At 68.4% G+C, this 25,494-nt stretch carries 31 protein-coding genes; 19 read left to right on the top strand and 12 right to left on the bottom strand.

Annotated features, from left to right (window positions below):
• Nucleotides 1-279: hypothetical protein (locus tag G1H10_RS32300; protein ID WP_216853030.1), on the top strand; the 279-nt coding region annotated here is incomplete at its 5' end.
• Nucleotides 280-436: 157 nt separating this feature from the next.
• On the top strand, nucleotides 437-943 hold the full coding sequence (locus G1H10_RS08185; protein WP_163735302.1) for a class I SAM-dependent methyltransferase: 507 nt from the start codon (nucleotides 437-439) through the stop codon (nucleotides 941-943).
• A gap of 44 nt (nucleotides 944-987) precedes the next feature.
• Here G1H10_RS08185 and G1H10_RS08180 read toward each other — a convergent pair whose 3' ends face one another.
• Entirely contained in the window at nucleotides 988-1,446 is a 459-nt protein-coding gene (locus G1H10_RS08180; protein ID WP_216853029.1) for a GNAT family N-acetyltransferase, read from the bottom strand.
• Nucleotides 1,447-1,648: 202 nt separating this feature from the next.
• On the opposite strand from G1H10_RS08180, the gene G1H10_RS08175 reads away from it, so the two are divergent.
• Entirely contained in the window at nucleotides 1,649-2,209 is a 561-nt protein-coding gene (locus tag G1H10_RS08175) for a GNAT family N-acetyltransferase (RefSeq protein ID WP_163735296.1), read from the top strand.
• A gap of 169 nt (nucleotides 2,210-2,378) precedes the next feature.
• Nucleotides 2,379-4,259, top strand: a complete 1,881-nt coding sequence (locus G1H10_RS08170) for a serine/threonine-protein kinase (protein ID WP_216853028.1) — start codon at nucleotides 2,379-2,381, stop codon at nucleotides 4,257-4,259.
• Between the two features lie 14 nt (nucleotides 4,260-4,273).
• Here G1H10_RS08170 and G1H10_RS08165 read toward each other — a convergent pair whose 3' ends face one another.
• The gene (locus G1H10_RS08165) at nucleotides 4,274-4,708 is read right to left on the bottom strand and encodes a protein-tyrosine phosphatase family protein (protein WP_163735292.1); all 435 of its coding nucleotides are present in this window, start codon (nucleotides 4,706-4,708) and stop codon (nucleotides 4,274-4,276) included.
• 127 nt (nucleotides 4,709-4,835) lie between these two features.
• On the opposite strand from G1H10_RS08165, the gene G1H10_RS08160 reads away from it, so the two are divergent.
• From G1H10_RS08160 to G1H10_RS08145, 4 genes are all read left to right on the top strand, one after another.
• A complete protein-coding gene (locus G1H10_RS08160) occupies nucleotides 4,836-5,690 on the top strand; it encodes an alpha/beta fold hydrolase (RefSeq protein ID WP_216853027.1) in 855 nt (284 codons plus the stop codon).
• Between the two features lie 129 nt (nucleotides 5,691-5,819).
• Entirely contained in the window at nucleotides 5,820-6,461 is a 642-nt protein-coding gene (locus G1H10_RS08155) for a TOPRIM nucleotidyl transferase/hydrolase domain-containing protein (protein WP_216853026.1), read from the top strand.
• A gap of 25 nt (nucleotides 6,462-6,486) precedes the next feature.
• The gene (locus tag G1H10_RS08150) at nucleotides 6,487-7,335 is read left to right on the top strand and encodes an alpha/beta fold hydrolase (protein ID WP_163735287.1); all 849 of its coding nucleotides are present in this window, start codon (nucleotides 6,487-6,489) and stop codon (nucleotides 7,333-7,335) included.
• A 55-nt stretch (nucleotides 7,336-7,390) separates the two neighbouring features.
• Entirely contained in the window at nucleotides 7,391-8,071 is a 681-nt protein-coding gene (locus G1H10_RS08145; protein ID WP_163735284.1) for a hypothetical protein, read from the top strand.
• An 82-nt stretch (nucleotides 8,072-8,153) separates the two neighbouring features.
• Here the strand turns inward: G1H10_RS08145 and G1H10_RS08140 are convergent, their stop codons facing one another.
• Nucleotides 8,154-8,912 (bottom strand): GNAT family N-acetyltransferase, encoded by a 759-nt coding sequence (locus G1H10_RS08140; RefSeq protein ID WP_163735281.1) that lies wholly within the window; start codon nucleotides 8,910-8,912, stop codon nucleotides 8,154-8,156.
• 10 nt (nucleotides 8,913-8,922) lie between these two features.
• The gene (locus G1H10_RS08135; protein ID WP_163735275.1) at nucleotides 8,923-9,387 is read right to left on the bottom strand and encodes a VOC family protein; all 465 of its coding nucleotides are present in this window, start codon (nucleotides 9,385-9,387) and stop codon (nucleotides 8,923-8,925) included.
• 233 nt (nucleotides 9,388-9,620) lie between these two features.
• Here G1H10_RS08135 and G1H10_RS08130 point away from each other — a divergent pair, with 233 nt between their 5' ends.
• The 3 genes from G1H10_RS08130 (at nucleotide 9,621) to G1H10_RS08120 (ending at nucleotide 12,161) form a co-directional block, all read left to right on the top strand.
• Nucleotides 9,621-10,529, top strand: a complete 909-nt coding sequence (locus G1H10_RS08130) for a TIGR03619 family F420-dependent LLM class oxidoreductase (RefSeq protein WP_163735272.1) — start codon at nucleotides 9,621-9,623, stop codon at nucleotides 10,527-10,529.
• Between the two features lie 50 nt (nucleotides 10,530-10,579).
• The gene (locus G1H10_RS08125) at nucleotides 10,580-11,287 is read left to right on the top strand and encodes a carbon-nitrogen hydrolase family protein (protein WP_163735269.1); all 708 of its coding nucleotides are present in this window, start codon (nucleotides 10,580-10,582) and stop codon (nucleotides 11,285-11,287) included.
• A gap of 307 nt (nucleotides 11,288-11,594) precedes the next feature.
• Nucleotides 11,595-12,161: a helix-turn-helix domain-containing protein gene (locus G1H10_RS08120; protein WP_216853025.1), complete on the top strand. Its 567-nt coding sequence runs from the start codon at nucleotides 11,595-11,597 to the stop codon at nucleotides 12,159-12,161.
• Between the two features lie 265 nt (nucleotides 12,162-12,426).
• Here the strand turns inward: G1H10_RS08120 and G1H10_RS08115 are convergent, their stop codons facing one another.
• Entirely contained in the window at nucleotides 12,427-12,825 is a 399-nt protein-coding gene (locus tag G1H10_RS08115; protein WP_163735266.1) for a hypothetical protein, read from the bottom strand.
• A 159-nt stretch (nucleotides 12,826-12,984) separates the two neighbouring features.
• Here G1H10_RS08115 and G1H10_RS08110 point away from each other — a divergent pair, with 159 nt between their 5' ends.
• Both G1H10_RS08110 and G1H10_RS08105 read left to right on the top strand, forming a co-directional pair.
• Complete coding sequence (locus G1H10_RS08110; RefSeq protein WP_163735264.1) at nucleotides 12,985-13,422, top strand: hypothetical protein; 438 nt, start codon at nucleotides 12,985-12,987, stop codon at nucleotides 13,420-13,422.
• Between the two features lie 44 nt (nucleotides 13,423-13,466).
• On the top strand, nucleotides 13,467-14,393 hold the full coding sequence (locus tag G1H10_RS08105) for a transglutaminase-like domain-containing protein (protein WP_163735262.1): 927 nt from the start codon (nucleotides 13,467-13,469) through the stop codon (nucleotides 14,391-14,393).
• Between the two features lie 54 nt (nucleotides 14,394-14,447).
• On the opposite strand, the gene G1H10_RS08100 is transcribed toward G1H10_RS08105, so the two are convergent.
• Nucleotides 14,448-14,867, bottom strand: coding sequence for a hypothetical protein (locus G1H10_RS08100; protein ID WP_163735259.1), 420 nt, complete (start codon nucleotides 14,865-14,867; stop codon nucleotides 14,448-14,450).
• A 163-nt stretch (nucleotides 14,868-15,030) separates the two neighbouring features.
• Here G1H10_RS08100 and G1H10_RS08095 point away from each other — a divergent pair, with 163 nt between their 5' ends.
• Nucleotides 15,031-15,447 carry a cytidine deaminase family protein gene (locus tag G1H10_RS08095; protein WP_216853024.1) on the top strand — a complete coding sequence of 139 codons (417 nt, stop codon included), beginning with the start codon at nucleotides 15,031-15,033 and terminating at the stop codon, nucleotides 15,445-15,447.
• 45 nt (nucleotides 15,448-15,492) lie between these two features.
• On the opposite strand, the gene G1H10_RS08090 is transcribed toward G1H10_RS08095, so the two are convergent.
• Complete coding sequence (locus G1H10_RS08090; RefSeq protein ID WP_163735256.1) at nucleotides 15,493-15,972, bottom strand: MarR family winged helix-turn-helix transcriptional regulator; 480 nt, start codon at nucleotides 15,970-15,972, stop codon at nucleotides 15,493-15,495.
• Between the two features lie 62 nt (nucleotides 15,973-16,034).
• Between G1H10_RS08090 and G1H10_RS08085 the strand changes: the two genes are divergently transcribed.
• Entirely contained in the window at nucleotides 16,035-16,748 is a 714-nt protein-coding gene (locus G1H10_RS08085; RefSeq protein WP_163735253.1) for a hypothetical protein, read from the top strand.
• Here G1H10_RS08085 and G1H10_RS08080 read toward each other — a convergent pair.
• Nucleotides 16,739-17,125 carry a VOC family protein gene (locus tag G1H10_RS08080; protein WP_163735250.1) on the bottom strand — a complete coding sequence of 129 codons (387 nt, stop codon included), beginning with the start codon at nucleotides 17,123-17,125 and terminating at the stop codon, nucleotides 16,739-16,741. The genes G1H10_RS08085 and G1H10_RS08080 overlap by 10 nt on opposite strands.
• A gap of 269 nt (nucleotides 17,126-17,394) precedes the next feature.
• On the opposite strand from G1H10_RS08080, the gene G1H10_RS08075 reads away from it, so the two are divergent.
• From G1H10_RS08075 to leuE, 4 genes are all read left to right on the top strand, one after another.
• Nucleotides 17,395-17,922 (top strand): SET domain-containing protein, encoded by a 528-nt coding sequence (locus G1H10_RS08075; protein WP_163735246.1) that lies wholly within the window; start codon nucleotides 17,395-17,397, stop codon nucleotides 17,920-17,922.
• 144 nt (nucleotides 17,923-18,066) lie between these two features.
• On the top strand, nucleotides 18,067-19,005 hold the full coding sequence (locus tag G1H10_RS08070; RefSeq protein WP_163735243.1) for a sigma-70 family RNA polymerase sigma factor: 939 nt from the start codon (nucleotides 18,067-18,069) through the stop codon (nucleotides 19,003-19,005).
• A gap of 122 nt (nucleotides 19,006-19,127) precedes the next feature.
• A complete protein-coding gene (locus tag G1H10_RS08065; protein ID WP_163735241.1) occupies nucleotides 19,128-19,637 on the top strand; it encodes a hypothetical protein in 510 nt (169 codons plus the stop codon).
• A gap of 176 nt (nucleotides 19,638-19,813) precedes the next feature.
• A complete protein-coding gene (leuE, locus tag G1H10_RS08060) occupies nucleotides 19,814-20,566 on the top strand; it encodes a leucine efflux protein LeuE (RefSeq protein WP_163735237.1) in 753 nt (250 codons plus the stop codon).
• Between the two features lie 196 nt (nucleotides 20,567-20,762).
• Here leuE and G1H10_RS08055 read toward each other — a convergent pair whose 3' ends face one another.
• The 4 genes from G1H10_RS08055 to G1H10_RS08040 form a co-directional block, all read right to left on the bottom strand.
• Nucleotides 20,763-20,918 (bottom strand): hypothetical protein, encoded by a 156-nt coding sequence (locus G1H10_RS08055; RefSeq protein ID WP_163735234.1) that lies wholly within the window; start codon nucleotides 20,916-20,918, stop codon nucleotides 20,763-20,765.
• Nucleotides 20,919-21,030: 112 nt separating this feature from the next.
• Nucleotides 21,031-21,939: a TIGR03620 family F420-dependent LLM class oxidoreductase gene (locus G1H10_RS08050; RefSeq protein ID WP_163735231.1), complete on the bottom strand. Its 909-nt coding sequence runs from the start codon at nucleotides 21,937-21,939 to the stop codon at nucleotides 21,031-21,033.
• A gap of 279 nt (nucleotides 21,940-22,218) precedes the next feature.
• Entirely contained in the window at nucleotides 22,219-22,557 is a 339-nt protein-coding gene (locus G1H10_RS08045) for an ArsR/SmtB family transcription factor (protein ID WP_163735228.1), read from the bottom strand.
• A gap of 183 nt (nucleotides 22,558-22,740) precedes the next feature.
• Nucleotides 22,741-25,413 (bottom strand): ABC transporter permease, encoded by a 2,673-nt coding sequence (locus G1H10_RS08040; protein WP_163735225.1) that lies wholly within the window; start codon nucleotides 25,411-25,413, stop codon nucleotides 22,741-22,743.
• Between the last annotated feature and the right edge of the window lie 81 nt (nucleotides 25,414-25,494).

The raw sequence follows: 25,494 nt of genomic DNA, 5'->3' as shown, positions 1-25,494 counted from the left end.
CGCCAACCGGATGCGCTGTATGCGCTGGTCAACCTGGCGCCGCAGACACCAGCACAGATCCCGGCACTGCCACTATCAACGCCGAACAGCGGGTCGAATATGAAGATCACGATCTACGGCTGGAGTACTAGCACAGCCTCCAACGCGGTGAGATTGCCATGGATGTCGGAGATGATCGCCAGCCGTTCCAAAGCCATCGTTCGATCATATGTTGATCATCTACACAGGCGGATCGCTGCCCGATGTAGACGAATGGAATACGAGTTTGGTGCGTCATAGCGCCCTCAATACGTATCCCATGGTGGCGGGTAACCCGGCAGTGACCCGAGCGGCAGACCGTCTCCGCCCGATTGCCATGCCCGGCGGAGATGTTGACATCGCCTGTCAGGAATCTACGGCTATGGTGTTCACTCCGCACAGAGGAGAACGAATGCCGATGACTCCCGACCGACACCGCTGGGCCGTTGACCAGCTCGACCTCACCGGAGCCGAACGAGTCCTGGAATTCGGCGGCGGGCCCGGCGTCGCGACGGCCCTGGTCTGCGAGCGGCTCACGACCGGATCCGTTCTCGCCATCGACCGGTCGCCCGTCGCCGTCCGCAGAACCTCCGAACGCAACACCGAGCACATCGCGTCGGGACGACTCGTCGTGCGCCAATGCTCACTCGCGGATCTCGACGTGCCGGCCGGTTCATTCGAGGTCGCCTTCGGCATCAATGTGAACGTCTTCTGGACGACGACGGCCGACGCCGAACTCGCCGCCCTCCGGCGCGCACTGGTCCCGGGCGGCCGCCTGCTGATCGCGTACGGAACCGGCCCGAGCGACCCGGACAACCGCAACGCCATCACGACGGTGCTCGCCACAGTCAAGGCTGGCGGTTTCGCACGGACTACCGTGCTGCGCGGCGCGCACGGCAGCGCGGTGCTGGCACGCACGCCATAGGCCGGGGCGCGCGACACAGGTGGGGAAGCCCGCCTCAGAATCGATCAGCGCGGCGTGCCGGCGGCGTCCGCCAGGTCGAGCAGCGCTTCGCCGTCGAGCCGGTAGATCTCCACCTCGTCGACCGCGCGAGCGTTCAGCCGCCGGTAGAGACGGATCGCCGGATCGTTGGTACGCAGCACCCACCACTCCAGGCGCGCGCAACCACGCTCGACCGCAACACCCGCGACGTGCCGGAGCAGCGCCGTCCCCAGTCCGTTTCCCTGGTGTTCCGGACGGACGTAGATGTCCTCGAGGTGGATCCCTGCCCGGCCCACCACCGTGCTGTACGTGGGATAGAACAGCGCGAAGCCGGCAGGCTCACCATCGGCCATGCCCATCACCGCTTCGGCTACGGGCCGGCGCCCGAACAGGGCGTCGCCCACGTCGCTGGGCGCCGCCGAGACCTCGCCGGGGAAATCCTCGGCTTCCGCAAGCTCGACGATGAACCGGTGCAGCGTATCCACATCGCTTGGCTCAGCCGGCCGTATCGTGGTGCGACTCACGGGTTGCTGCGTCTCGACGTCGTTCATATGGACATACCTATCAAAGGCGAGCGCCGGTCGTGCCACGGCAGGACCGGCGACGTACTGTGGTGCGGTTCCCGGAGGCGGGCCGGCATCGGGAAACCACTCGAGTCTCGACCCTCCTGTTCGAAATCATGGCGGAGTGGACTACGAGGTACGACGGATCCGGTCCGATGAGTGGCGCGCGTACCGAGAGCTGCGACTTGAGGCGTTGAGGGACTCACCGCTGGCGTTCGTCGACCGATACGAGGACGCCCGGCGGCGGCCGGACCAGTACTGGCGAGACCGGGTCGCACGCAACGCCGCCGGACGGCTCACCTGCACCTATGTCATCGCCCGCAACGACGGTCGTCTGGCCGGCATGACGAGTTGCTTTGTCGAACCGGAGTTCACCGACTATGTCTCGGCACATATCGTCGCTGTGTACGTGACGCCGGGGTTCCGCGGCAACGGGTCGGCCACACGGCTCATCGAGGCGGTGATCGCCTGGGCACACGATGTCGCCGGCGCGGATCGGATCCGATTGTTCGTCATGGAGGCCAACGAGCGCGCCGAAGCGTTCTACCGCCGCATCGGGTTCTCCCGCACCGGTGCCACGATGGCGTACCCGCCCGACCCGTCGTTCACCGAATACGAGATGGAGTACCGCCGCGCGGGGGCGGTCCCGCTGGCCGCGGAGGGGCAGTCGGGGACACCGCGCTGACCATGGCACGCTGACGGCCTCCATAATCCGGATATTTCGGGCGCGATCACCGGCCGCTGACGTGCCATGGCGGGACCTGCGGACGGTGCGGGCATACGGGCACTGCGCGCGTACAGGCCGGGGACAAGATGCGCCGAAGGTCGGTGTCACTGGGTATCGTGGCTCAGCAGTGGCCGACGGCACGCCCAAGAAGCGCCGACCAGGGAGGAAGATCGCCATGTACGGCACCGGAGTGCTGCTGGCCAACCGGTATCGGTTGGACCAACCTCTCGGCCAAGGGGGCATGGGCGAGGTGTGGCGCGCGACCGACCAGGTGCTGGGGCGGATCGTCGCGGTGAAGGTGATGCGGCCACAGCTGGTCGCGCAGCCCGGCTTCGCGGAACGGTTCCTGGCCGAGGCGCGCGCGATGGCCACCGTCAAGCACCCGGCGATCGTCAACATTTACGACTATCAAGGCGACAGCTCCGAAGCGTTCCTGGTGATGGAGGTGATCGAGGGCGAGCCGCTGTCCAACCGGCTGCAGCGGATGGGGCGCCTCTCCCCCGCCGCCACCATGGCACTCGTCGCGCAGACCGCCGAAGCCCTCCAGGCGGCCCACGACAAGGGCATCGTGCACCGCGACGTCAAACCCGGGAACCTCCTCATCACCGCCGACGACCGCGTCGTGCTGACCGACTTCGGCATCGCCCGCTTCGACGCGTCCGCCCAGCTCACGGCAACGGGGCAGGTGATCGGCACACCGTCGTACCTCGCCCCGGAACAAGTGCTGGGCCACCGCGCCACGCCCCAATCGGACGTGTACGCCCTGGGTGTCGTCGCCTACGAGTGCCTGAGCGGACGGCTGCCGTTCAGCGGCGAGAACTCGTACGCGGTCGCGACCCAGCGGCTCACCGAGCCGCCGGCGCCGATGGACCCCGACGTACCGGCCGGCGTTGCGACCGTCGTGCAGCGGGCACTGGCCTCCGAGGCGAGGGAGCGCTGGTCGTCCGCCCACGATCTCGCCGACGCGGCCCGTGCGGCCGCCAAGGAGCCGGGGGCTCCTCCGGCGAATCTGGCCGCCTTCGCCGTCGGGAACTCGGTGGGGAGCCCGCCGGGGGCGCCGTCGAACTCGGCGAGTCCGGCGGGTCCTGCGGGCCAGGTCGGTCAGGCCGGTCACGCCGGTCCGGCCGAGCCGCCACCGCCGGCGCCGTATGACGCGCAGGCGACGCAGCAGGCCGACCACGCGGCGACGCAGGCCGACCACACGGCGCAACCGGCCCAGGCGAACCGGCCCGTGCAGCCCACCGCGGCTACCCAGCCCGCCCCGCCGGCGCCTGGGTATCAGGCGGCACAGCAGACGCAGGCTACCCAGCGCATCGATCAAACGGCACCGACAGTGCGCGTGCCGCAGGATCCCAACCCCACGCCGCCCACGCAGTACCAGCAGCCGGCACCCGTCCAGTCGCCGACGCCGGTCCAGCCCGCGCCGACACGGCACGCTCCTCCCGTCCAGCGAGCACAACCGCGACGCAGCAAGGCCCCGGCGGAACGGTCCCGGCCCCGGCGACCGCAGACGATGCTCGTCGCGGGACTCTTGCTCTGCCTGGTGGCCATCAGCCTCTCGGTGTATGCAGGCCTGCTCTGGTCGCTGCGCCCCGACTTCGTGGAGGCGGTCGAAGACCGGGTGGAGGGCGGCATGTTCGAGATGCTGGCCGGAGCCGCGCCGATGCTGGCCTGGACGGCCATCGCCGCGTATGGCTTCCTGACAGTGATGTTCGTGCTGCTCGGTGTGCTGACGGCTGCCGGCAGCCGCGCCACACGCAGCTGGACGTTCACGTTCGGGTTCATCACGCTGCTGATCGCCGCGCCGCTCGGCATCGTCGGTGCGCTCGCGTTCAACCGGATGGAGCCGAGCTCACCCTTCCGGCGCGCCCTGCTCAGCCTGGTGCCACCCGACTATCCGGACTACATCACGATGGCCGGGGTCGCGGCGATGGGGCTGGTGCTCATCGCCATGCTGCTGATGATGACCCGGCCGGTCAACGCGCATATCTCCGGACGTGGCCGCTGAGCGGTCGGCGCTGGTCACGGCTCGTACCGAGCGACGTATCGACGCTGCCATGGGGTCTGCACAGCACGCCGATCATAGTGCTCGCGAACGTAGCCGACGGCATCGTCGGCGGGAACCCCGTCCAGCACGGCGATGCAGGCCAGAGCAGTGCCGGTCCTCCCGACTCCCCCGCCGCAGGCCACCTCGACGCGCTCATGCTCCGCACGCTGCCATGCCTGGAGAAACGCGTCGCGAGCGTCCGCGCGATCGGATGGCAGCCAGAAGTCCAGCCATCGGACCCACCGGGACTCCCACCCCACCGACAGCGGCCGGCCACCCACCAGATGCACGGCGAACTCCGGGAGCGGACCGGGCGGAAGGGGCCGCCGGAGCCCGCGGCCGCGTATCAGCCGACCCGAAGGTAGTCGCATCACACCGGTCATCGTCGGATCCCACGATGTGCTCGACATCCAGTGAGCGTAACCCGGCCGGGTCGCGGCAGAACGCCGCGGTCCGGCAAGCCAGATCGCCTGCGCCCGGAGACCGCGATGAGTTTCGTGCGTCTGGAGGGTCAATACCGGTATGACGGAGGAACATGTGACCGTAGACGGCGTAGAGCTCTGTGTGGAGGCGTTCGGCGACCCGGAGGATCCGGCGGTGCTCCTCATCTCCGGCGCGACGGCGGCGATGGACTGGTGGGATCCCGAATTCTGTCGGCGGCTCGCGGCCGAGGGGCGCTACGTGACCCGCTACGACCATCGCGATACCGGCCGGTCCGAGACGTCGCCCGCCGGCCAGCCGTCGTACACCGGCTACGACCTGGCGACCGACCCTGTGCGGGTGCTCAACGCCCTGGACATCCCGAGCGCGCACGTGGTGGGTCTCTCCATGGGCGGCGGCATCGCCCAGTACCTCGCGATCCTGCATCCACAGCTGGTGCGCAGCCTGACCTTGATCGCGACGAGCCCGGCCGGGCTGCGGACCGATCAGACCGAGCTGCCCCGGATGGATCCGCGAGTCGCTGCGTTCTTCAGCAACCCCGCCCCGGATCCGGACTGGAACGACCGTGACGCCGTGGTGAACTACCTGGTCGATGCCGAGCGCGACTTCGCCGGCTCACTCGGCTACGACGAGGAGTGGATGCGCAGCCTGGCGACGGTCGTCGTCGATCGCTCCCGCGACGTCGAGGCAAGCGTCAAGAACCATTGGATCGCCGACGAGGGTAGACACGTGGAGTTCCGGCTCGCCGACATCGGCGTTCCGACGCTGGTCCTGCACGGCACGGACGATCCGCTGTTCCCACTGCCGCACGGTGAGGCGCTCGCCGCGGAGATCCCGGACGCGTCGCTGATCCCGCTCGAGGGCATGGGGCACCAGGTACCTCCGCCCGCTCTGTGGGACGTCGTCGTCTCGTCGATCGGGAAGCACACGTCCCGGTCCACGACCCGGTGAACGACGACGCCACGTCGACACCGGCTGACCGGCGTCGGCATGATAAATGGTCGCCAATCTCGGCGTCATTCTCGATACTTGAGGTCACCGGACGCCTGTGTGACGTCGCCGGGAAGGGAGCCGACCAGAGTGCGAACGCCCCAGCGGATCCCCGACGAACCCGCGCTGCCGCCCACCCTCCAGGCCGCTCGCACGGCGCTGACGCGCGCCGAACGCCGAGTCACAGCCGTCGTCCTGGTCGAAGGGATGAGCGATCGGTGCGCGCTGGAAGCACTGGCCCGACGGAACGGTCGCGATCTGGGCAACGACGGTGTCGCTGTGTTGCCGATGGGCGGCGTGACCAACGTCGGGCACTTCCTGGACTACCTGGGTCCGCGCGGCCTCGGCCTCAACCTGGCCGGCCTGTGCGATGTGGCCGAGGAGCGCTACGTCCTGCGCGGTCTCGAGCGAGCGGGCTACGGTCCGGGCCTGTCCCGCGAGGAGATGGAAGAGCTCGGATTCTATGTCTGCGTCGACGACCTGGAGGACGAGCTGATCCGGGCGCTCGGCGTCACACGTGTCATGAAGGCCGTCGACGCCGAAGGCGAGCTGGAGTCCTTCCAACGCCTCCAGCGGCAGCCGGCACAGCGCGAACGGAGCGTCGAGCAACAGCTGCACAGGTTCTTCGGCAGCCGATCCGGCCGCAAGTCCCGGTACGCGGAGCTGCTGGTCGACGTCTTGGCGCCGGCGGAGATCCCGAGGCCGCTGCAGCGCACGCTCGCCCACGTCTGATCACACGGTGCTGAGGAGACCAGAGATGCTGACCGAGTTCGACCTCAGCCTGAGCGACGGGCGCACCATGCACGTCTACGATACCGACCCTGGCGGAGCCGACAGCGAACTCGCCGTCGTGTGGCACCACGGCACGCCTAACCTGGGGGCACCGCCCGAGCCGCTGGTTCCCGCGGCAGCCGAACGCGGCCTGCGCTGGGTCTCCTTCGACCGCCCCGGCTACGGTGGTTCGACGCGGCTTCCGGGCCGGAATATCGGCTCCGTCGCAGATGATGTCCAGCACATCGCCGACGCACTCGGCCTGGCCCGGTTCGCCGTGATGGGCCACTCCGGCGGCGGTCCGCGCGCGCTGGCCTGCGCCGCACTGTTGCCGGACCGCGTCGTCGCGGCCGTCTCCGGTGCCGGCCTGGCTCCGTTCGACGCCGACGGGCTCGACTGGTTCGCCGGAATGGCGCCGGCGGGCGCGGCCGAGCTGCGTGCCGCCGTGGACGGGCCGGAGAAACTGCGTCAGCTCCTCGAGGCCACCGAGTTCGATCCGGAGCAGTTCACGCCGGCGGACCATCAGATCCTGACCGGCCCGTGGGGATGGCTCGGCAGCATCGCCGAACAGGCGCTCGACGGCGGGCTGGACGGCATGATCGACGACGACCGAGCCTACGTCACAGCCTGGGGATTCGACCCAGAGCGGATCGAGACGCCGACACTGCTGCTCCATGGCGAGCAGGACCGGGTGGTACCGAGCGCCCACAGCACGTGGCTGGCGCACCGCATCGGTCCGTCCGAACTCTGGCTGCGTCGGGGCGACGGGCACATCTCCGTCCTCGCCTCCGCCGTCGACGCGTTGGACTGGCTGGTGGACCAGAGCTCCGGCTGAGCGCGAGAACACACAGCATCGCGCCGGCGCCGGTCTGGCGTGAGACACTGCGCCGGTGCACCCCCACATCGATGCGGCGATCAGGAACAACGTCGAGTGGTGCGACCTGGTGTGCCGGCAGCACGGCGTCGAGACCAGACTCGGTCTCGACGCGTGGGTTGCGCTGCGCCGATCACCGCCGCTCTATCCCGACGCGGTGACGCTTGTCGAGCATCCGTCGATGGACGAGGTACTGCGCCACGTGGATGAGTCGTCCGGTTGCTCGATCAAGGACAGCTTCGGCACACTCGAGCTCTCACCTCGCGGGTTCCGGCCACTGTTCGACGCCGAATGGATCCGCCGCGAGCCAACGGCACAGCACCATCGGCCCGATCTGCAGTGGAGCGTCGTCCACAAGCCGGAGGACCTGGCCGGCTGGGGCAACGCTCACGGAAACGGCGACGTCTTCATCGAAGGCATGCTCCGTGCACCGACGGTCGCGGTCGTCGTCGCGTACGACGGCGAAGCAGTCGCAGCAGGCGCGATCGCAAACCGCAGCGAATCCGTCGTGGGTATCTCGAACGTGTTCACCGTCACGGCCGGCATCGACGAGACCTGGTCCGGTGCCGTCGCCGCGATCTCCGCTGTCTTTCCGGGTCTGGCGCTGGTGGGATACGAGGCGGGCACGCACTTGGAGGCGGCGTACCGTGCCGGCTTCACCAGTATCGGACCGTTGCGCATCTGGGTGAAAGACTGACCTGCTGCGCCCGCCGACCGGCCTTGCGGTGGACCAGCACGGCTGGTTCCGGTCCTGCTGGGTAGCGATGTCGCTGGTTCGGCTACGTGAACGTGTGACGCACCCATACCCCTGGTTCGACGTAGACGGCATGGTCGTGTTCGACGCTGCAGTGCACGGGCACCAGCGCGCCCGGCACCTCGACGTCGCCGGTGCGATCGAACGGCAGACCCGTCCACTCTCGCCATTCGGCCAACGACCCGCTGATCGTCATCGCACGCGGACAGACGCGGAGGATCTCACCGCCCGCGCGCACGTGCACCCGGAGCCACGGATCCACCGGCAACCCGTCGTCGCGCGTGCGGTAGGCGTACTCGCTCATCGGGGTGTGCGGCTCCGCCGGCTTACCACTCGGGCGAACGGGGGCGAAGAGTTCGGTGAACCCCAGCCGTCGCACGTTGTCTCGCATCGCCGCAAGCATCACCGCGGCCAGCCCTGTGCCGCGCTGATCCGGCCGGATGGCGATCTCCAGCGCCGAGACGTGCGTGGCAGGACGGCCGACGTTGCGGTCCAGCGCCGCCCAGCGAATGACGCCGTCCCACCCGTCATCGGGCAGTTCGGCGCGCTGGTCGGTCCCGAACTCGAACGGCACGGTGAACGCCCGCGCCACCGGCGTGTCCGGCTGGTCCGGCTCATAGGCGATGAGCACATGCTCGGGATGGTCACGGTCGACGGTGGCGTAGTACATGTCCGACATCGGATCCTGCACCATGAACGTCGGCCACAACCCCTCGAACTTCCAGATCGTCGAAGCCAGGTCCGGGCGTTTGTCGAGAGGTTCGATCACCAGCGCGTCACTCATCGTCCGATTGTCAGGGCACTGGGCCCTCCGGCTCCAGTGACTTTTCCTGCGGCGCCACGAAGATACAGAAGGGATGGCCGGCCGGATCGGCGTAGACGCGCAACGGCTCGACCGGGTCGTCGAACCGGTCGTAGAGCAGCCGCGCGCCCAGGGACATCGCCCGCTCATGCTGATGGTCCAGCTCGGCCGAGGTCGCCACCGTCAGGTCCAGATGGAGCTGCTGCGGGATCGGCCCCTCCGGCCACGTCGCCTCTGTCAGCTCGTCCACCTGCTGGAACGCCAGCCGGCGATGTCCCGCGTCATCGCAGAGCACCAGCCAGCTCCGGCCGCGCGGATCCGGCTCACCTGCCGGTGGCGGCTCATCGCCAGGGCGATACTCGAAGCCGAGCAGCCGCCGGTAGAACTGTGCGAGCGCGCGGGCGTCCGTGGTGTCCAGCACCACCTGTCGAAACTGCGGGAAATGGTCACTGTCCATCACCACTCACCTCCACCGCTGGGTTACCCCGGTCTCGCCGAGACCCGACGCTGCGCACCGGCACGCAGCTACGGATGACGCACGCACCAACCCGCGCCGGGACTCGGTTGTGTTCATCGTGCCGCACGGCACCGACAGCAGCACGTGTGTCGAATCCGCCGACGGCCGTTCGTGTAGAGGGCGAGAACCCACAAGCACGGGCCCTGAACACGGACGATGACGGAGGACACACCATGACCATGCCTCGAGTCGGCATCAGCCTGCCGCACGTCGAGCCGCTCGCCGGCGCGAACACGATCGCCGAGCTCGCCCGGGCCGCAGAGTGCTTCGGCTATCACGCGGTGTCCGTGAGCGAGCGGCTGCTACTGCCGGTGCGGGACGACTGGAGCAACGACGCCGGTCTGCCGGACGCCTACGTGTGGGATCCTATCGAGGTGCTGACCTGGGCAGCGGCACACACCGCGCGCGTGCGACTGGTGACCGGGATCGTCAATGCGATCTTCCAGTCTCCGGTCATTCTGGCGCGCCGGCTGGCGACGCTGGATCAGCTGTCCCACGGCCGCGTCGACGCCGGCATCGGCCAGGGCGGAGGAGGCTCGGCCGCGACGTCTTACCTGATCCCCGAGGAGTTCGCCGCGGCGGGTGTGCCGCTGGATCGGCGCGGAGCGGGATTCGTCGAGCACATCCGGGCGATGCGGGCATGCTGGGGGCCGGACCCGGTCGAGTTCGACGGCGAGCACTACCACATCCCACGGTCGACGGTCGGTCCCAAACCATACGGCACCACCATCCCGCTGCTGCTCGGCGCCATGGTGCGCACGACCATCGAACGCGCGGCACGCCTGGGCCACGGATTCGTCACGGTGGCCGTGGATTGGGACGACGCACGGGCCAGGATCCGCTGGTACCGGGACGCCGGTGGGACGGGCCCGGTGGTGGTGAACACGCTACAGCGCTATCCGGACGATGCACCGGTCACGCCGGCGGCTTTCACCGACGCGGTGTTCCCCGACTATGCGCGTGCCGCCGAGGTCGGCGCGGACGAGATCCACGTGACGCTCAACCTCGCGTCGGTCCCGCCCGACCGGCAGATCGATCTCTACGGTGTGCTCGCCGAGAAGATCGGCCTGACCTCGCCGTGACGACCTGACATGTTCCGCGATGGACGCTCAAGATCCCGTAAGCTCAGCGTGTGCGGGTCGTCTGCTATCAGGCCGGTGTCGAGGGCATCTCGCTGGACGACGTGTGGCGCACGGTGCTGATCGAATGCGCGCTGCTGGAAGCCGACCTGCTGGTCACCCCCGAATACGCCATCGGCGGCCTGCCGCACACGGCCGAAGCGGCCCGGGAGAACGCGATCGCAGATCCCCTCGATCTGCTCGTGTACACGGCCGAGGCCCCGCCGGCACTGACCGTCGTTCTCGGGTTCACCGAAGATGCACCGGACGGCAGATTCAGCTCCGTCGCCGTGATCAGCGGTGGGGAGATCGTGGCGGTCGTGCGGAAGGTGAATCCGCGCGAACCCGGCATCGTTGCGGGCGGCCGGTCCTCCGTCATCGACATCGCCGGCGTGCCGTGCGGGATCCTGATCTGTGCCGACGTCGCCGAGGCTAAGCTGGCACGCCGGCTGGCGTCGTCGGGTGCGCGTCTGCTGATCTGCCCGCTCAACAACGACATGAGCCTGGCGAACGCGGCGCGCTGGCAGGACTGGTCCGAGGAACAGCTAGTCAGGCGGGCTCGGGAGAACGGATGCTGGGTCGTCTCGGCGGACGTGGCGGGCAGGTCGCTGGGACGTCGTGCCTTGGCGCTCACGGCATTCGTCCAGCCCGATGGCCGGATTGTGCAGCGTACGCTGCCCGACGCGCACGTCACGCTCACGCACGACATCGACCGGATCTAGCCCGGTCCGCTCAAGGAGCGCGCCGGCCGCCGCATGTCCCGTCCAGCTCTACTGTGGCGGCCGGAGGTGCCCATCGTGACCATGAACGCGATCAACTCTGAACATGTCGGGCATACGCCCCCTCCACCGACCACTCCCCAAGCGCCTTTGCAATGCACACATATACGCAACGCCATCACGAGCATGAGGGTCGGACCCGCTCGGGATGACGGCGAGCACTAATCCACAAGCAGAGCCCCAGACGTGTGTGCACACTAACGCAGTTATCCACAACCTAGTCGCTTCTATTGAACCCGAGCGACGTCAGTTGGACACTGAGGCCATGAAAGATCATCACCAAGGTGAAGGCGATACCGGCCACCCGAATATTGTTCCGCCGTTGCCGACGCTGCCTCGCGTCACCGTGGACACCATTCCCGGCGTGGTCCGCAGGGTGCGCCGATGCGCCGACATGAGCCAGCGTGAACTCGCCAAAGACACAGGCGTGGCCGCGTCGACCATCGCGCGAATCGAAGCCGGAACGCTGGTACCGAGCTTTCGCGTCCTGATGAAGCTCCTCGCGCCGGCCCGCTTCGCCTTGGCTCTTGTCGATGAGGACGGTCGCATCATGCAGCCGATGCGCGTCTGGGACGAGACTCTCGACGGCGGGAACAAGAAGTTTCCGGCACATCTCGATGTCATTCTGGACCCGGAAGACCCGGACGACTGGTGGGGCTCGTGTTTCGGGCTCGCTCGTCCGCCCGAGACGTACCATCGCTCGCGCGGCTACCGCGATGCCAAGCGAGCACTCAGCCAATGGGAGGTCAGAGTCAAGCAGTTCCGCAACGCGCGACGACCGCGCGATCCTGGCCCACCACCCCATGCCGGGCGGTAACCGACATTCTCCCGGCCCCGCACCGTGCCCGAACCCGCACCGTGCCCGACATCGCAGACGCACCGTAACGCAACCTGCGCGAACGCCGCCGCTGCGTACATGATGCAGGCGTTGCGCTCTGTTGTTGCGTCCGGATCGCGGCGGCGGCGCACGCGTATATGTGCGCATTGCACACTCCTACGACCGGGCAAGCGATTGAGCGTCCTGCACGCGTATATGTGTGCATTGCAAAGGCGTCGCTGGGGTGGTGCCGGGCGGGGCCGCCTCAGGCCGACATGTCGGCCGCCTCGGCACCACGATGGCGCCGTTGCCAACCGATCGCGGCGACCGCCATGGCCGCCGTGATCAGCATCGCGCCGGAGACGGCCAGGATGCCCCACGTGTCGCGCACCGCGGTCTGATCTTCGAGCACGACGGAGTAATCGTCGACGTACACCACTCTCAACGGTTCCTCGCCGCCGACATGGAGCACGATGCCGACTGCGAACGCCAGCCCACCCAGGCATCCCATCAGCACCAACCACGGATTCAGCGGCCCCAGTGAGTCGAGCGAACGCTGTGGGTCCCATGACCTCGGTGAGCCACGTGCACCGGCGTAGAACGGCTCTCCGTTCGCCACCTCAGGGTTGACGAACCGGTTGTACTTCGGCTTCGCGTCGCTCAAGGCTACAGCCCCCTCAATGCCAGCCCGCCTGATGCGGAGCAACCGGAGCTCATTGAAACAGCACATGATCACCCTGTCGATGCTCGCCGACTCGCGCCCAGTCGCATGCACGCGGAAACTCGGCGGCGAACCGGTTGCTCGACGGATACCGTCAACCATATGAACGTCGTCGAGTTCGTGGTGCAGTCGCAGGAGCTCGGTGCAGGGACTCGCCCCGTGGTGAACCTCCTCGTCGATGGAACCCACCTGCAGGAGCAAGCCCGCGCGGTCGAGCTACCGTACGCGCGGCGCGAGGGCAATCCGGGCCTGGCCGGCAACTACGCCGGGCTTATCGCCGATGATGGACTCCCCGCTTCGCATTACCTCGGCGAACCGGTCGAGACCTGGTTCGACGACCACGACACCATCCTGCTCGGATGCACTTGCGGGGATCCCGGCTGCTGGCCCTTGACCGCTCGCGTGGAGGTCTCCGACACGACCGTCGCGTGGAGTGGCTTCCGCAACGGCCACCGCGACTGGGACCTGGCCGACCTCGGCCCGTTCGTCTTCGACCGGGCCGATTACGAGGAGGCGCTCGCCCGCATCCACCTCGGCTGACGGTTGTTGACTCTACCCTCGGGGCAGAGTCCAGGCTCAGTCCCATGAACGCATCCACCACACCTGTGCCGACGCCCGCCGAACTCGACTTCTACACCCGGCCCGCTGCGATGACGTCAGCCGGCCGGCACGCGCCGCTGATCGACGACCTTCCGATCGACGACGCCGCCGGCCTGGCAGGGGTGTTGCACGGGCTGGTCGTGCACGAACACCTGACCGAGCTGTACGGGTTCACCCTGCCCGACGAGCGTCGAGAAACGGTCCACATCCGCCCCGCCGAGCAGTTGCTGGATCGCATCATCGCCGACGACGGCCGCCCGCTGGACCAGCGGCGAGCGCCCGAGCGCAGACTCGTCGGCAACTGCCGCCACTACACGGTGCTACTGGTGACGATGCTGCGCGCCAAAGGCGTGCCGGCGCGAGCGCGCTGTGGGTTCGGCGACTACTTCGGGACCGCATACGAGGACCACTGGGTGGCCGAGTACTGGCACGCCGACCAGCAACGCTGGGTACTGATCGACGCTCAGCTGGACGAGGTACTGCGCCCCTCGCTCCCACGCGGATTCGACCCCACCGACGTGGACCGTGACCGGTTCCTCGTCGCCGGCGACGCCTGGGCACGATGCCGAGCCGGAGAGGCGGACCCGTCGTCGTTCGGATTCAGCTTCATCGGCAAGACAGGCGCCTGGTGGATTGCCGGCAACATGCTGCGTGACCTGGCCGCGCTGAACAACACCGAGATGCTCCCATGGGATCTCTGGGGCGTGATGCCGGGCGTCGACGAACCTGTCCGCGACGATCTGGTCCCGCTACTCGACCGCCTCGCCGAGCTGACCCGCACACCGTCGACGAACGTCCGCACGCTCGCCGACGCCTACGACGACGAGCGGTTGCACGTCCCGGCGACGGTGCACAACGCCATCGCCGACCGAGACGAGCCGGTCCTGGCCCTGGCCCGGCCGAACCACTGACGCGAACCGACATGCGGCATCGACCGCCGGCGAACCCGTACGTGGGCGTCTCGATTACGACCCCGAATCCGAATCGTGCTCGAGCCGCACATAGCCCGCGGAGTGCACGCCCGTCGCTACCAATCCGCTCGCCAAGATCGTCACGCCGGCGATCCAGGAGATATGCCAGAACCCGGCGACCACTCCGGTGATCGCAGCCCCCATCGCAATCGCCTTGGCCGCGGCGACGGTGACCGAGCTGGTCGCACGGCGCCGGAAGTTCTCCTGCTGGTTGACCAGCACCAGGGCCGACAGCAACGGAATGGCGACGGCGAACGCGATCACCGAGACCTTGGCCGAGGTGTCCAGCGTGGAGGCGGTCAGGAAGGGCTGCACCATCACGACACCGACGCCCATCAAGGCGCCATACATGAGGTTGTTCTGCCGCAACCACTCCTGCTGCAGTTCTGCGTCGGGGGGTTTGTCCCGGTCCACCGTCACCACCTTCTCGTCTCCGGACCACCCACACGTTCAGTGCGCGGTCCAGCACATCGTGGCACGGCTGGGTGCATGCCCACGTCGTGGTGACCGGCACGGTGGGCGGGCGGTCCGCGGAAAACGCGTCGAGCCGAGCTGAGCCGCCGTCTACGCTGACCGCATGCATTCCATGGACCACCGGCAGCTCATCGATGCTGCGGCCGGCTACCTGAACCCGCGCATGATCGAGGACCGTATCTCCGGCGACGTGGCGTCGGTGCTGGTCACCGCCACCGGACGGACCCACGCCGGCGTGTGCATCGACACCGCCTGCGGCACCGGATTCTGCGCGGAGCACAGCGCGATCGCCGCGATGGTGACCGCCGGCGAGCAACGGATATCGCGCATTGTCGCGGTCTGGCGCAGCGACGCCGGAGAGGTGCACGTGCTGCCGCCATGTGGACGATGCCGCGAATTCATCCGCCAGATGCACCCGGACAATCTCGACACCGATGTCGTCTTGGACGTCAACCGGTCCGCGCCGTTGCGCGAGCTGCTGCCGGAGCACGAGTGGCCGGCACCGATCAGCGCCGGCTGAGCCCTCCACGTCTCTCCGCCGCTCTCACTGCTGCCGCTACCGTTATCACGTCCTGATCTGTGCCGCCCAGGCGCGCAACCCGTTCGCGAAGCCCTCCCTGTCCCGCGGCGACAGTTCGGCCAGCGCCGCGACCAACGGCTCGGCGCGGCCGGCAACCAGTTCGCGGACGTCGTCGAGATAGACGTCGGCGAGCTCCACCAGCGTGCGCCGCCGGTTCTGCGGATCCTCACGGCGCACGGCGATCCCCGAGCGTGCCAGGTCCGAGACGAGTTCGCTCGCGGTCGACAGCGAGACACCCAGCACGCGCGCGAGCTCGCCGACGGCCAACGGGGCCGCCACGACCAGCTGCGCCAACACGGCCCCATGCCGCGCGGTGAGCCCGTGCTCGGCGAACACGGCCGACAACGCCTCCGACATCTTGACATTGCTGCGCCGGAAGTACGCCTCGATCAGCGGGACGGCGGCGAGCACTTCGGCGGCCTCGGCGGACAGGACCGTCGGCGTCGCATCGCGGTTGAGCTCCATGACGACATGCTATAGGTTCGGATATTCAAACCATTTGTAAATCCAATCTATGGGTGGTACATGTGAGGCACGAGACCGAGTACCCCGCTCCCCACTTCGTGAGCCCGACGGCGCGCGGCTACGTCTATGCCGGATACAGCATCGACGCTCCGGCGCACGCGCCGTTCGTGCGCCGCAGCCCGAGGCGCATGCAGGCCGTGGACACACTCGGCGAACTGCAGGACCAGCTCCGCGACCTACCCGAAGTGGCGTCGACGACGCTGTTCCAGGCGGTACTGATGCCACCCATCCCGGGATCCCCGCGGCACGACCTGCTGATGCTCGTGCAGACAGCGGACGTCGCGCACACCCGCGCGGTCAGCGAACAGATACAGGGCACCGGTCCACCGCCGTCGATGCTCCTGCATGCGGTCAACACGCACCGCATCGGCGACACGGAAGCGGATATGAGCGGCACATTCCTGTTCAACCATTTCTCCGGGCCCGATGCCGGCACGGCGACCAGCACGTGGAAGGCCGTCACGGGCTGGTACACCAGCAAGACCGGCGTCGACAACTCCACCCTGCTCGAGGTGGAAGGCGAATCTCCATTCGCCATCGTCAACTACGTGCGGCTGCCGGGTGGCGCTCCGGGATTCCTGGCGAACCAGCTCGGCCGGCCGAGCTTCCACCGCTTCGTCCGGCCTCGGCTCAAAGACAACGACGTACGCCCGATGCCGCTGTTTTACCGCGCCATCAAGCACACCACCGGCGGCCCCGGCCGGACTCAGCGCTGATCACGCCGGAGCGGGTGGTCGTCGGGAATCTCGACGATGACGATCGGCACGCCGTCGGGATCCTCGAGCCACATCTCGATCAGACCCCACGGCTCGCGTCTCGGCTCTCGCGTGATGGTCACCCCGGCGGCTGTCAGCCGTCCATGCTCGGCGCGCACGTCGCGCACCTGCAGCCAGATACCCATCGCTCCGGCCGACCGACCGTCGCCGCTCCCGGACACCTCGAGGAAGCCCTGGCCGAGGAAGTAGACCACGCCCGGATGCTCGGGCGGCCCGAACTCGCGGTAGACGGCGAGCCCCAGGGTCGTCCCGTAGAAGTGGTGGCTGCGCTCGGGGTCCGCGGGGCGCAGTAGGATCCGACTGCTGAGCACCTCCATGCGCCTTATGATTCCCGATCGCGCCGCCGGCACACGACCGCCGCGTGTGCACGCCGCCGAGCCGGCCGACCGGAGCGCGTCGTTGTTGCGCGCTCTTGACGCGCAGGACTCACGTGCATGGTGCGCTGAATTCGCGTCCATGGTGCGCTGAGTACACGTCGTTTGACCTGGGGAAACCGCATTCCACCATCAATCACCGCACCATGCCGGCTCCTGCACGCGCCCGAAACACCCTTGCCAGCGCCCGGGCCGTCGTTCAAGGTGTGTGCATGGTGATCGTTCCGGACCCGGAGTGCTGGCTGAGCGAGCACGTCGAGGTACGGGACTCCCCCATCCAAGGATCCGGCCTGTTCGCGCGCGTGGACATCGCACGGGGTACACCGGTCGCACGCCTGGGTGGCCGGCTCGTCTCCAATGCCGAACTCCAACGGCTGTTCGACGAAGCGGGCGCGGGAACCTACGTCGACACGGTCTCCGTCCATGACGACGTGAATCTGGTCCTGCCGTCCGGCTCGGCGAACCACTGGGGCAACCACAGCTGCGAGCCGACGTTGTGGTGGACCGACCCCTACACCCTGCAGGCGCGGTTCGATATCGTCGCCGGCACCGAACTCACGGTCGACTACGGCGCGCTCACCGACGACCCGTACTTCGAGATGGAGTGCCGGTGCGGAGCGACGTTCTGCCGCGGCGAGGTGACCGGTCTCGACTGGCAACGCCCGGAGCTGCAGACCGCGTACGGCGACCACTGGGTTCCGGTGCTGCGTGAACGCATCCGTGCGGACGCCCAGCCGTAGCATTTGCGCACAGGAGAGCCGCGTGCGCACCTGGTCGACCACCGTGGCAGCGAGTGCGCCTCGTCGGTTGCGGCGCGTCCTGTTACCTCTAGGGCGGGCCGTTCGTCGTCGTGATGAAGGACCGCAACTCCAGGAAGGCACGTCGTGAACGATGACAGCAAGGTGCTGGCCGAACGTTTCGAGGAGAACCGCGCCCGTCTGCGCGCGGTCGCCTATCGCATGCTCGGTTCGCCGACCGAAGCCGAGGACGCCGTGCAGGAGACCTGGTTGCGGCTGAGCCGTTCGGACGCCGACGCGATCGACAATCTCGCCGGTTGGCTGACCACGGTGGTGGGGCGGGTCTGCCTGGACATGCTGCGCGCGCGGACCCATCGCCGCGAAGATCCGCTCGACCTGCATCCGGGCGACGAGGCCGTCCGCCACGGGGCCGTGCGCGACGATGCCGAACCTGACCCCGAGCAGGAGGCGATACTGGCTGACTCGGTCGGGGCCGCGCTGCTCGTCGTCCTCGACTCGCTCTCCCCCGCCGAGCGCCTCGCGTTCGTGCTGCACGACATGTTCGCGGTTCCGTTCAGCGACATCGCCGCCATCCTGAACCGATCGACGGACGCGACCAAGATGTTGGCCAGCCGGGCCCGACGCCGGGTACGCGGAACGACGGACGTGCCGGAAACAGATCACGGGCGGCAGCGACAGATCGTCCAGGCGTTCCTCGCCGCCTCCCGCGAAGGCGACTTCTCCGCATTGTTGGAACTACTCGCACCGGACGTCGTGCTCACGACCGACGACACGGCGCTTCAGTTTGCGACGGCGAGCCCCGGGGCGCCACCGCTGGCCGCACAGATCCGCGGGCGGACGTCGGTGGCGGAGATGTTCCGTGGACGCGCCCGCAACGCGGCGCTCGCACTCATCGACGGTGCTGTCGGAGCCGTGGTGAAGCCGGCCGGCAAGCCGCGCGTGGCGTTCCGGTTCACCGTCCAGGACGGGCAGATCGTCGGCATCAGCATCGTCGCCGACCCTGCCCAGATGGAGCGGGCGGACGTGCAACTCTTGACGCCAGAACCTCATGACGGCAGCTCGTAGCAGTACGTGGCGTGAAGTGACGCAACGGCGGACCATGCGCTGAGCGGCCCATATGAGCGGTGAGGGGCCACATCGTGTCCAGGTATAGGCTGATGCCGCGCCGATGATGGGGTGGTGGAACGGTGAACGACGCACGCAGTCGACCGCGCTCCGATGACGATGCTCCCATCACACACGGTCCGGGCCCGGAGGCCGCACTAGACGAACCCGAGCCTCCGAGCCGGTGGATCCGTTTCGTCGACGACGGCTGGCCCTTCTTCGCCTCCGTGGTGTTCGGAGCCATGATCGTGGTGCTCTACGCTCTCGGATCACTCACCGTGGTGGTCAACCACAAGTACGACGACACGGTGTATCACTGCACCAACGCACGCGAAGACGGCGCGGACTCCTCGGAACTCCCTGCTCTCGTCCACCTCGACAAGGGATGGGTGCCGCCGAAGGCTGAGTGCCTGTGGGAGGACGGCCAGACGATCGACCTAGTCCCGGCGTTCGTGAGTCAAGGGCTGGCGATCTCCCTCGTCGGACTCACCGCCGCGATCGCGACCATCGTGGTCCACCACCGTCGGCAGGCGCGCCACGCCGATCAGGCCGACGTGGTGGATGGCGAACCGGACGAGCCGCACGAGCGATGACCATTCTCGGCTGGGCTCGCCTGCCACCGCCGGACGCCGCTCGCGGCCGGTGAACGTCGCGAGCGCGGCGGCTCCGGGCGACCGGCGCTCGGCGCGCGAAACCGACTCGGCCGGATGCGCACATCCGCGCGGATATTCGTTTCTCCCTCAGGCCCACGCTGTGGCACTCTTCTGCTGTGCTCGGGATAACGGACCTGTCGACCTACCTGGTGGGGTTGGCACTGGTCATTCTCATGCCGGGTCCGAACTCGCTGTATGTGCTCTCCGTGGCCGCACGTCGCGGCGTCCGCGCGGCTTACCAGGCGGCGGCCGGCGTGTTCTGCGGCGACGCGACGCTGATGTTCCTCTCCGCCGCAGGTGCCGCCTCGGTGCTGAAGGCCAGTCCGCTGGCGTTCTCCATCGTCAAGCTGCTCGGCGCCGGGTATCTGACCTGGCTGGCGATCGGGATGTTGCGCGGTGCCTTGGCGATCTGGCGCCAGCGTACGACGACGAGCGACGTCGACGACGTGACCGACCCTGCTCGCGCCCGGGACGGCGCGCCCGTGACCGGCACCTCCGACGATCACGCGCCTGGCAAACCCGTACACGGCGGCGTGAGGTCCGCTGGCCTGCTGGCGCGCCCTGCCGAGCGCCCGTTCCGCCGTGCGCTGATCGCGAGCCTGCTCAACCCGAAGGCGATCCTGTTCTTCGTCGCGTTCTTCGTGCAGTTCGTGGATCCCGCCTATCCGTACCCGGCGCTGTCCTTCCTGATTCTGGGCGCGTGGGTACAGCTGTTCAGCGTGACGTACCTGAGCATTCTGATCTTCAGCGGCTCCCGGCTGGCGGATGCGTTCCGACGCCGCCGACGGCTCCGGGCCGGCTCGTCGGCGGCGGCCGGCGGCGCGTTCCTCGGGTTCGCCGTCAAGCTGTCCCTCGCCAGCCCGAGCTGACGAGCACCGCAACGCAGCGTCGGCGCGCCGCCCCGCTCCTCCCGCTGCGCACCTCCCATCTGGTTCCCCAGACGCACGAAGGGCCCGCAACAGGCGGGCCCTAAAGGCTGTGCGGGCGGCCGTAACCGTGCCGCGTTCCCGACCTTAGCGCCCCGGCCGTCTGGCCCAACCAGGCAGGGCACCGATCCGACTTTCGTCACCGCAACGCGTCCGCGCTGATCCACACGGTCGAGGTCGTGAGTTCTCGCAGGATATCGGGGATCGGGCTCACACCCAGCCCGAGACCGGTCGGCACCGCGACGTGCCCCTGGTCCAGCATGAACGGTTCGCGCGGCTCGCGTGCAAGGTCCACCTACTGCACGGATGATCCGCAGGCGCCCCCACATTACCTGGCAGGCACTGCCGCTTCGTGAGTGTCAGTCGCATCAGTGGCCGTCTGTGCGGCCCCTATTCGCCGCTGAGACTCAAGAAGCAGCGACAGCAACGTCGACACGCTGGGGCAGCAGCGCGTCGGCGAGGATGCGCCAGTACGGCATCGCCGACTGGCCCGGTTCGACCCCGATCACCTGGACACCGACGTGGTCGGCACCGGCGCGTACGTGGTCGTGCAGCTTCTCGACGATGGTGTCCTCATCACCCCAGAACACCAGGTCGTCGACGATCCGGTCGCTACCGCCGTCGGCGATCTCGTCGTCGGTGTAGCCGAGCCGGCGGAACTTGGCGATGTTGTACGGGGTGCTGAGGTAGACCTGCAGATGTTCGCGGGCGATCGCCCGGGCCTTGTCCGGGTCCGTCTCGAACAGGACGGCGTGCTCGACGCCGAGGAACGGCTCTGGCCCGAGGATCTCCCGCGCCTGCGCCGTGTGCGCGACGTTGACGTGGTACGTGTGGGTGCCGGCCGTGCGATCCCGGGCCAGCTCCAGCATCTTGGGTCCATACGCTGCCAGGATGCGGTGGACCGGCGCCGTCGGCGTCGGGTTGGGCGTCTCCAGCGCGTCCATCTCGTCGAGATACGCGGCCATCGCCGCCACTGGCTTGATGCCGGGCTGTGGTTTCCCGCCGTAACCGAGGCCGAGCACGTGCCGGTTCGGGTACGCGTCGGCCAGTAGCAGGCTTGCCCCGTGCGTCCATTGGGCGCGGCGGGACCAGATCTGCGCGATGCCGTTGATGACATGCATCCGCTCGGTGCAGGACAGCAGATAGCCGGCGTGGGTGAACGCGTCGCGCCCGAGCAGCTCGGGGATCCAGAACGCGCGCCAGCCCAACTCCTCCAGCTCCTGTATCGACTCGCACATCTGCGTAGCTGAGATGTGTTCGAAGTCAAACGTCCACACTCCGAACGTCCCGAGGTCTACTCCCTTGATGGCACCCATCACGCCTCTCCCTTAGTCCCGCGAACTGCAACGCATCGAAGTATCGCAGATTCTCGATATATTGCAACCCTGGAGTCGTTCACTCCATAGACGCACGCTGCTGCAGTGTCAGCCGGTCCCGGCCGAATGCCCGGCACCCGTCGGCACCTTCGGATCGGTTCCGTGCGGCGATCGCGACCCGGGCAAGCCCTCATACGACCGTGTTGCGGTGCGGCGAAGCCGGACGTGTCGGCACGCACTTTGGGGCCCAGTGACCGAGCCGCGTCGCTTGATACGGCGCTAGAGGGTCCGCCCCAAGGCGGTGACAAGTTCGGAAATGCGCTGTTCGTCGCGTTTGTAGTGGGTCCACTTGCCGACGCGCGTCGAACGCACCAGCCCGGCCCGCTCCAGCTCAGCCATGTACGCCGACACGGTGGACTGCGCCAGTCCCGCCCGGGCCTGGATATGCGTCACGCACACGCCGACTTCGTCCGGGTCGGCGATCGCGCCACCGAGGGAGAAGTTGCTCTGCGGGTCGCGCAGCCATGCGAGCAGTTGCAGGCGCATCGGATTCGACAACGCCCGCAGCGCACGGACCAGGTCCTGGTCCGGGGCATGCGTGTCCGTGGCTTCCGCCATAGCTTGACAGTATAGGTCCGCTACCGACGTTTCGAAGGATGTCGATGTGAGTAGCCGGACGTCGCGGAACCGCGTCATCCGCGCGCCCACCCTGGATCGCCGTAACAGGTCTTCTCCAGCACCACCATGGCCGCAGACCTGTTACTGCACGAAGAAACCTACTTCACATGATCATTTAGGGGGTCACTCGCGCATGTTGATCGTGTCCGTGGGGTTGGCACGCAACACGTATCGGGTGGGCAGCAGGATCGCCGCCAGGCCCAGCGTGATGACGGCAGCAACGAGCGCGATACCACCCAGCGGCGGTACGTACGGGACCGGCCGCCCGGTCAGGCCGATACTCATCATCACCAGCGTGATTCCGGCGATCACGCCCCCGACGACCACCGCGGTCACCACCGTGAGCAGACCTTCCCAGCGCATCATCCGCAAGACCTGCCGCTGTGTCGTACCGACCAGCCGCAACAGCGCCAGCTCGCGCGCCCGCGCACTCGTCCCGACCACCAGACTGTTCGCCACCGAGATCGCGATGTATCCCAGCAACACACCGCCGATGAGCAGGTTCACCCACGCGTCCAGCGACGCCGTCGCCGACCGCGCGGCATCGAAACCCTCCTGGTCCAGCACTTGGAGGCCCGCGTACGGCAGGTCAGCCAGCGCGGCGTCGACCTCCCCGGTACCAGCGTCCTCGGCACCGGCGTCCTCGGCACCCGCCTCGGCACCCGCGTCGACGTCGAACCGCATGAGCACCATGTCGTCCAGCGGATCGGTGAGATGGCCGTCGAGCGCGCTGCGGGTGAACGTGAAGTCCCCGAACCCCAGCCCTCGCTCGTAGATCGCGACGACGACCGGTTCCACAAGCGTGCCGTCGCCGAGTCGCAGCGGCAGCCGCTCCCCCACCTCTGCACCCACGGTGTCAGCCGCGAGGCGCCCGACCGCCACGGTGCCGTCACCGAGATCGCCCAGCGATCCTTCGCGTACATCCAGGTCCATCACCGCTGCCGGGCCTCCGTCGCCGCCCGTCCCGAACGCCGACGGATCGACGCCTTGCGCCGTGAAGGTCTGGATCGTCGGCTCGCCGAGCTCCGAGTATTCGACCACGACGCCGGTCTGCACGACGGAAGCGGCGGTCGCCACGCCAGGGATCTCCCCGATGGTGTCCGCCACGTCACCGGGCACCCCGGCGTCGCCGACGACGACACGGTCGGCCGACATCCCGTCGCCGGCCTGGCGTTCGGCCGCGCGGTCCAACGTCGCCTGTTGGAAGAGGACGACCCCGGCCACCCCCATCGCCAGTACCAGCGGCGTGATCACCGCACCCATCCGGCGCGCGTTCGCGCGGGCGTTCGCCACGGCCAGGTACCCGGTACGTTGCGAGACGCGCCGCAACGGCACCCCGAGCGCAGCCGTCGCCATCCTGGCGATCAGCGGGCTGAGCAGCGCCGCCGCGGTCACGAGCGGGATCACGACGGACACGCCGAGCGCGGCCGCCGCCTCGCCGCGCAGCTGCGTCGACACGATCAGCATCGACACCCCGCCGACAAGCACGATCACGCCGGCTACCACGCGCCTGCGACCGATCGTCTTCGGCTCCACCGCCGACTCACCCAGAGCCTGCGTCGGAACGATGCGCGACGCCCGCCTCGCCGCCGTCCACGCCGCCAGCCAACCGGTCCCGACGACGGCGGCGATGGCGACGACGAACGGGACCGGGCCGACGCGGAGCCCGAATGACTCCGGCAGGATTCCACGGTCGACGAACTGGCCGCGAATCCACTCGGCCAAGCCGACCGCCGGACCGATCCCGACGATCCCGGCGACGACGGCCACCAGCTGCGCCTCGCGGCAGATCATCCGCCGGACCTGACGAGGGGTCGCGGCCACCGCACGCAGCAGCGCGATCTCCTTCGAGCGCTGCTGCACCAGCAGAGCGAACGTGCTCGCGACGACGAAGAGCGCCACCATCAGCGCCACGCCGCCGAACGACCCGGAGATCGCTATCAGCATCTCCCTCGCATCCGCGGCGTCCAGAAACTCCACCGTGCCCCGATCGGTCCCGGTCACCACGTCCAACCCGGGCCCGCCCTCCGAGCGGGCGACCTGCCCGGCCAGGGCATCGATGATCCGGTCGCGCAGTTCGCCCAGGTCGGCGCCCGGATCCGCGAGCACGCCGATCGCGGCGAACTCGCCGGTACCGGCCGCCAGCCGTCCGGCCTCCTCATCGGCGAAGAACAGGGCCGATTGACGCGACAGGCCGTCGCCGCCGGAAGGCGCGACGATCCCGCTGACCCGGTACGGGCGCGCCGCCGCGGTCGACTGGATCGTGACGTCGTCGCCCACGCCGAGGCCGGCGCGGCGTGCCAGCTCAGCGTCGAGCACGACATCGTCGGCGTTCCTCGGTTCGTCGCCGTCCACCAGCGCGAACGGCGTGAGCTCGGCCGAGGCCCAGGCATGGCCCCACGAATTGTCCGCCGAGTCCTGGCCTTCCGGCCCGCCGAGCACCTCTCCCGACCCGGCGACGACGACCCGGGCAGGGAATGTCACCTCCCCGATGGCGTCGCGGACGCCGTCGACCTCACGGATGCGATCCACCAAGGCGGCGTCGACGTGGACCCGTTCCGGAAGGTGTGCCGCTTCGAGGTCGGCCGGCTCCGTGCCGGATGCGCGTACCTGCTGGTCCCCCGCGACGACGACGGGCGCCCCGGCGTATCGCTCCGGTGGGATACCGGCCCGGATACCGGTCTCCATCAGGATTCCGCAGGCGGCGACCAGCACCGTCGCGAACAGCAGCGCGATGAACGCACCGACGAAACCGCCCTTGCGCGAGCGGACCGTGCTCAGCGCCAATCGGATCATCGGGCCGTCTCCCTCGTTCTCGTGATGGCCGACGGTCGAGCCAGGGATGGTCCGGCCGCCGCCGGGAGGTCACGGCAGCGT

Origin of the sequence: Phytoactinopolyspora halotolerans, from assembly GCF_010550675.1 — a bacterium.
Taxonomy (GTDB): Bacteria; Actinomycetota; Actinomycetes; order Jiangellales; family Jiangellaceae; genus Phytoactinopolyspora; species Phytoactinopolyspora halotolerans.
Note: the sequence above shows the minus strand (reverse complement) of the source record. Positions and strands in the feature narration are given on the sequence as shown.

What these genes read in the sequence shown, in the direction of transcription:
- G1H10_RS08185 (WP_163735302.1), top strand. Translation starts at nt 437, where the DNA reads ATGACTCCCGACCGACACCGCTGGGCCGTTGACCAGCTCGACCTCACC.
- G1H10_RS08165 (WP_163735292.1), bottom strand. Translation starts at nt 4,708, where the DNA reads ATGTCGAGCACATCGTGGGATCCGACGATGACCGGTGTGATGCGACTA.
- G1H10_RS08150 (WP_163735287.1), top strand. Translation starts at nt 6,487, where the DNA reads ATGCTGACCGAGTTCGACCTCAGCCTGAGCGACGGGCGCACCATGCAC.
- G1H10_RS08140 (WP_163735281.1), bottom strand. Translation starts at nt 8,912, where the DNA reads ATGAGTGACGCGCTGGTGATCGAACCTCTCGACAAACGCCCGGACCTG.
- G1H10_RS08135 (WP_163735275.1), bottom strand. Translation starts at nt 9,387, where the DNA reads ATGGACAGTGACCATTTCCCGCAGTTTCGACAGGTGGTGCTGGACACC.
- G1H10_RS08130 (WP_163735272.1), top strand. Translation starts at nt 9,621, where the DNA reads ATGACCATGCCTCGAGTCGGCATCAGCCTGCCGCACGTCGAGCCGCTC.
- G1H10_RS08110 (WP_163735264.1), top strand. Translation starts at nt 12,985, where the DNA reads ATGAACGTCGTCGAGTTCGTGGTGCAGTCGCAGGAGCTCGGTGCAGGG.
- G1H10_RS08105 (WP_163735262.1), top strand. Translation starts at nt 13,467, where the DNA reads ATGAACGCATCCACCACACCTGTGCCGACGCCCGCCGAACTCGACTTC.
- G1H10_RS08095 (WP_216853024.1), top strand. Translation starts at nt 15,031, where the DNA reads ATGCATTCCATGGACCACCGGCAGCTCATCGATGCTGCGGCCGGCTAC.
- G1H10_RS08090 (WP_163735256.1), bottom strand. Translation starts at nt 15,972, where the DNA reads ATGGAGCTCAACCGCGATGCGACGCCGACGGTCCTGTCCGCCGAGGCC.
- G1H10_RS08080 (WP_163735250.1), bottom strand. Translation starts at nt 17,125, where the DNA reads ATGGAGGTGCTCAGCAGTCGGATCCTACTGCGCCCCGCGGACCCCGAG.
- G1H10_RS08075 (WP_163735246.1), top strand. Translation starts at nt 17,395, where the DNA reads ATGGTGATCGTTCCGGACCCGGAGTGCTGGCTGAGCGAGCACGTCGAG.
- G1H10_RS08050 (WP_163735231.1), bottom strand. Translation starts at nt 21,939, where the DNA reads ATGGGTGCCATCAAGGGAGTAGACCTCGGGACGTTCGGAGTGTGGACG.
- G1H10_RS08045 (WP_163735228.1), bottom strand. Translation starts at nt 22,557, where the DNA reads ATGGCGGAAGCCACGGACACGCATGCCCCGGACCAGGACCTGGTCCGT.
- G1H10_RS08040 (WP_163735225.1), bottom strand. Translation starts at nt 25,413, where the DNA reads ATGATCCGATTGGCGCTGAGCACGGTCCGCTCGCGCAAGGGCGGTTTC.